This is a genomic window from Microbacterium sp. IEGM 1404, from assembly GCF_030056775.1.
In the GTDB taxonomy this organism is placed as follows: domain Bacteria; phylum Actinomycetota; class Actinomycetes; order Actinomycetales; family Microbacteriaceae; genus Microbacterium.
This window is the reverse complement of record NZ_JASHKP010000007.1, coordinates 1-5,588: the sequence shown is the minus strand read 5'-3', so window position 1 is coordinate 5,588 and position 5,588 is coordinate 1. Positions and strand designations below refer to the sequence as shown.

Sequence of the window (5,588 nt, the reverse complement as noted above, 5' to 3'; positions counted from 1 at the left end):
CGTATAAGGTAGTGAAGTTGCCTCGCGGGTAGGTCGAGAGATCGTTTCTGTGGGTGCGTCCGTTCCTTGAGAACTCAACAGCGTGCACTTGTCAAATGCCAATTTATTCCTCGTCGGTCCATCGTTTGGTGGATTGCGAGAAATTCCTTTGGATCAAAGTCCAACCCTTTGGGGTTGGCATCTGGATAGTCAGTTTTGACTTCCTGTTTGGTCAGATTGAACTCGCTTGTCCCGACCTTATTCCGGTTGGGTGGGCATTTTTCTTTTACGGAGAGTTTGATCCTGGCTCAGGATGAACGCTGGCGGCGTGCTTAACACATGCAAGTCGAACGGTGAAGCCAAGCTTGCTTGGTGGATCAGTGGCGAACGGGTGAGTAACACGTGAGCAACCTGCCCTGGACTCTGGGATAAGCGCTGGAAACGGCGTCTAATACTGGATATGAGCTCTCATCGCATGGTGGGGGTTGGAAAGATTTTTCGGTCTGGGATGGGCTCGCGGCCTATCAGCTTGTTGGTGAGGTAATGGCTCACCAAGGCGTCGACGGGTAGCCGGCCTGAGAGGGTGACCGGCCACACTGGGACTGAGACACGGCCCAGACTCCTACGGGAGGCAGCAGTGGGGAATATTGCACAATGGGCGGAAGCCTGATGCAGCAACGCCGCGTGAGGGATGACGGCCTTCGGGTTGTAAACCTCTTTTAGCAGGGAAGAAGCGAGAGTGACGGTACCTGCAGAAAAAGCGCCGGCTAACTACGTGCCAGCAGCCGCGGTAATACGTAGGGCGCAAGCGTTATCCGGAATTATTGGGCGTAAAGAGCTCGTAGGCGGTTTGTCGCGTCTGCTGTGAAATCCCGAGGCTCAACCTCGGGCCTGCAGTGGGTACGGGCAGACTAGAGTGCGGTAGGGGAGATTGGAATTCCTGGTGTAGCGGTGGAATGCGCAGATATCAGGAGGAACACCGATGGCGAAGGCAGATCTCTGGGCCGTAACTGACGCTGAGGAGCGAAAGGGTGGGGAGCAAACAGGCTTAGATACCCTGGTAGTCCACCCCGTAAACGTTGGGAACTAGTTGTGGGGACCATTCCACGGTTTCCGTGACGCAGCTAACGCATTAAGTTCCCCGCCTGGGGAGTACGGCCGCAAGGCTAAAACTCAAAGGAATTGACGGGGACCCGCACAAGCGGCGGAGCATGCGGATTAATTCGATGCAACGCGAAGAACCTTACCAAGGCTTGACATACACCAGAACACCGTAGAAATACGGGACTCTTTGGACACTGGTGAACAGGTGGTGCATGGTTGTCGTCAGCTCGTGTCGTGAGATGTTGGGTTAAGTCCCGCAACGAGCGCAACCCTCGTTCTATGTTGCCAGCACGTAATGGTGGGAACTCATGGGATACTGCCGGGGTCAACTCGGAGGAAGGTGGGGATGACGTCAAATCATCATGCCCCTTATGTCTTGGGCTTCACGCATGCTACAATGGCCGGTACAAAGGGCTGCAATACCGTGAGGTGGAGCGAATCCCAAAAAGCCGGTCCCAGTTCGGATTGAGGTCTGCAACTCGACCTCATGAAGTCGGAGTCGCTAGTAATCGCAGATCAGCAACGCTGCGGTGAATACGTTCCCGGGTCTTGTACACACCGCCCGTCAAGTCATGAAAGTCGGTAACACCTGAAGCCGGTGGCCCAACCCTTGTGGAGGGAGCCGTCGAAGGTGGGATCGGTAATTAGGACTAAGTCGTAACAAGGTAGCCGTACCGGAAGGTGCGGCTGGATCACCTCCTTTCTAAGGAGCATCTGGCACCGTCGGGTTTTCCTGGTGGTGTCCAGGCGCCGGATCGAGACCGAATGTGTCTTGCCGGTTAGCTCATGGGTGGAACATTTGACGAGGTGTCGGGGACGATGGTCTCGGGTCTAGTACGCAGCTTGCTGCAGGAACGGTTCGGGGTGGGAGTGTCTGGCACATGCACGCTGTTGGGTCCTGAGGGGCCGGGCGCTGATCGGGTTTTCGGATCTGGTTGGTGGCTGTTCCTCTAGGGCCTTTTCTGGTGTCACGGTTGTGGCATGCGGGAAGGGTACCGCCCGTACTTTGAGAACTACACAGTGGACGCGAGCATCTTCCATGCAACTCTTCGGGGTTGTGTGGTGTAGATGATCTTAAAGATCATTAGTCAATTTTTTGACGATTCAACTCATGTGATTTCAAGTCTTTAAGAGCAAACGGTGGATGCCTTGGCATCTGGAGCCGAAGAAGGACGTAGCAATCTGCGATAAGCCTCGGGGAACTGATAAGCGAGTTTTGATCCGAGGGTGTCCGAATGGGGAAACCCCGCCAGGGCGCGTGCGTACCTGGTGACTCCCGCCTGAATATATAGGGCGGGTAGAGGGAACGTGGGGAAGTGAAACATCTCAGTACCCACAGGAAGAGAAAGCAACAGCGATTCCGTGAGTAGTGGCGAGCGAAACCGGAAGAGGCTAAACCTAGCGTGTGTGATAGCCGGCAGGCGTTGCATGTTGGGGGTTGTGGGACTTTTCTGATTGTTCTGCCGAGCAGTCGACGTGACAAGAGGGTATAGACGAACGGTTTTGAATGGCCGGTCATAGAGGGTGCGAACCCCGTAGTCGAAATGCCTGTTCTTGGCGTGAAGAGTATCCCAAGTAGCACGGGGCCCGAGAAATCCCGTGTGAATCTGTCAGGACCACCTGATAAGCCTAAATACTCCCAGATGACCGATAGCGGACAAGTACCGTGAGGGAAAGGTGAAAAGTACCCCGGGAGGGGAGTGAAATAGTACCTGAAACCGTTTGCTTACAAACCGTTGGAGCCTCCTTAGTAGGGGTGACAGCGTGCCTTTTGAAGAATGAGCCTGCGAGTTAGCGATACGTGGCGAGGTTAACCCGTGTGGGGTAGCCGTAGCGAAAGCGAGTCTGAATAGGGCGATTCAGTCGCGTGTCCTAGACCCGAAGCGAAGTGATCTATCCATGGCCAGGTTGAAGCGACGGTAAGACGTCGTGGAGGACCGAACCCACTTAGGTTGAAAACTGAGGGGATGAGCTGTGGATAGGGGTGAAAGGCCAATCAAACTTCGTGATAGCTGGTTCTCTCCGAAATGCATTTAGGTGCAGCGTTGCGTGTTTCTTGCCGGAGGTAGAGCTACTGGATGGCCGATGGGCCCTACAAGGTTACTGACGTCAGCCAAACTCCGAATGCCGGTAAGTGAGAGCGCAGCAGTGAGACTGTGGGGGATAAGCTTCATAGTCGAGAGGGAAACAACCCAGACCACCATCTAAGGTCCCTAAGCGCGTGCTAAGTGGGAAAGGATGTGGAGTTGCTTAGACAACCAGGAGGTTGGCTTAGAAGCAGCCACCCTTGAAAGAGTGCGTAATAGCTCACTGGTCAAGTGATTCCGCGCCGACAATGTAACGGGGCTCAAGCACGCCACCGAAGTTGTGGCATTGACATTTTTGGTAGGCCTTCGTGGTCCAGCCGTGTTGATGGGTAGGAGAGCGTCGTGTCGCGAGTGAAGCGGCGGGGTGACCCAGCCGTGGACGCGACACGAGTGAGAATGCAGGCATGAGTAGCGAAAGACGTGTGAGAAACACGTCCTCCGAAAGACCAAGGGTTCCAGGGTCAAGCTAATCTTCCCTGGGTAAGTCGGGACCTAAGGCGAGGCCGACAGGCGTAGTCGATGGACAACGGGTTGATATTCCCGTACCGGCGAAGAACCGCCCAAGCTAATCCAGTGGTGCTAAGAGTCCTAGCATGGAATTTTCCGGATCCCTTCGGGGTGATGGTTGTCTGTGTGAACGCTCGACCCCATGCTGGTGCGGCTAGCGTATTAACAGGTGTGACGCAGGAAGGTAGCCCAAGCCAGGCGATGGTAGTCCTGGTGCAAGTGCGTAGGCCGAGTGATAGGCAAATCCGTCACTCATTGAGGCTGAGACACGATGCGGATAAAAAGTGGGTGATCCTATGCTGCCGAGAAAAGCATCGACGCGAGGTTCTAGCTGCCCGTACCCCAAACCGACTCAGGTGGTCAGGTAGAGAATACCAAGGAGATCGAGAGAATCGTGGTTAAGGAACTCGGCAAAATGCCCCCGTAACTTCGGGAGAAGGGGGGCCATCCACTTATTAGGACTTGCTCCGAAAGGGTGTGGTGGCCGCAGAGACTAGTGGGTAGCGACTGTTTACTAAAAACACAGGTCCGTGCCAAGTCGCAAGACGATGTATACGGACTGACGCCTGCCCGGTGCTGGAAGGTTAAGAGGACCGGTTAGCCGCAAGGCGAAGCTGAGAATTTAAGCCCCAGTAAACGGCGGTGGTAACTATAACCATCCTAAGGTAGCGAAATTCCTTGTCGGGTAAGTTCCGACCTGCACGAATGGCGTAACGACTTCCCAACTGTCTCAACCGCGAACTCGGCGAAATTGCATTACGAGTAAAGATGCTCGTTACGCGCAGCAGGACGGAAAGACCCCGTGACCTTTACTACAGCTTGGTATTGGTGTTCGGTGTGGCTTGTGTAGGATAGGTGGGAGACTATGAAGCGGACACGCCAGTGTTCGTGGAGTCATTGTTGAAATACCACTCTGGTCACTCTGGATATCTAACTTAGGACCGTGATCCGGTTCAGGGACAGTGCCTGGTGGGTAGTTTAACTGGGGCGGTTGCCTCCCAAAATGTAACGGAGGCGCCCAAAGGTTCCCTCAACCTGGTTGGCAATCAGGTGGCGAGTGTAAGTGCACAAGGGAGCTTGACTGTGAGACTGACAGGTCGAGCAGGGACGAAAGTCGGGACTAGTGATCCGGCAGTGGCTTGTGGAAGCGCTGTCGCTCAACGGATAAAAGGTACCTCGGGGATAACAGGCTGATCTTGCCCAAGAGTCCATATCGACGGCATGGTTTGGCACCTCGATGTCGGCTCGTCGCATCCTGGGGCTGGAGTAGGTCCCAAGGGTTGGGCTGTTCGCCCATTAAAGCGGTACGCGAGCTGGGTTTAGAACGTCGTGAGACAGTTCGGTCCCTATCCGCTGCGCGCGTAGGAAGTTTGAGAGGATCTGACCCTAGTACGAGAGGACCGGGTTGGACGAACCTCTGGTGTGTCAGTTGTTCCGCCAGGAGCACCGCTGATTAGCTACGTTCGGGATGGATAACCGCTGAAAGCATCTAAGCGGGAAGCCGGCCTCAAGATGAGACTTCCATACCATTTATGGTGAGAGGCTCCCAGCCAGACTACTGGGTTGATAGGCCGGATGTGGAAGCGTAGTAATACGTGAAGCTGACCGGTACTAATAAGCCGATGACTTGATAACACACCGTTTTTGGTGCTTGCGTCCACTGAGTGGTTCTCGATGTACGGTCGGGAACACGACAATGACATGATCGTTGTTGGTTTTTGAAACATCAATAGTGTTTCGGCGGCCATAGCGAGAGGGAAACGCCCGGTTACATTCCGAACCCGGAAGCTAAGCCTCTCAGCGCCGATGGTACTGCAGGGGGGACCCTGTGGGAGAGTAGGACACCGCCGGACTTCTTCTAAGACGAAATGGCCACCCAACGCTGGGTGGCCATTTCGCATATACGGACAC

At 54.7% G+C, this 5,588-nt stretch carries 3 rRNA genes; all 3 read left to right on the top strand.

Annotated elements, in window-relative coordinates:
* Positions 1–264: 264 nt before the first annotated feature.
* The 3 genes from QM517_RS18065 (at position 265) to rrf (ending at position 5,530) form a co-directional block, all read left to right on the top strand.
* Positions 265–1,786 (top strand): 16S ribosomal RNA (locus tag QM517_RS18065).
* Positions 1,787–2,200: 414 nt separating this feature from the next.
* Positions 2,201–5,312: ribosomal RNA gene (locus QM517_RS18060) — 23S ribosomal RNA — on the top strand.
* Positions 5,313–5,413: 101 nt separating this feature from the next.
* Positions 5,414–5,530: ribosomal RNA gene (rrf, locus tag QM517_RS18055) — 5S ribosomal RNA — on the top strand.
* The 16S, 23S and 5S rRNA genes sit together here, the layout of an rRNA operon.
* Positions 5,531–5,588 lie beyond the last annotated feature (58 nt).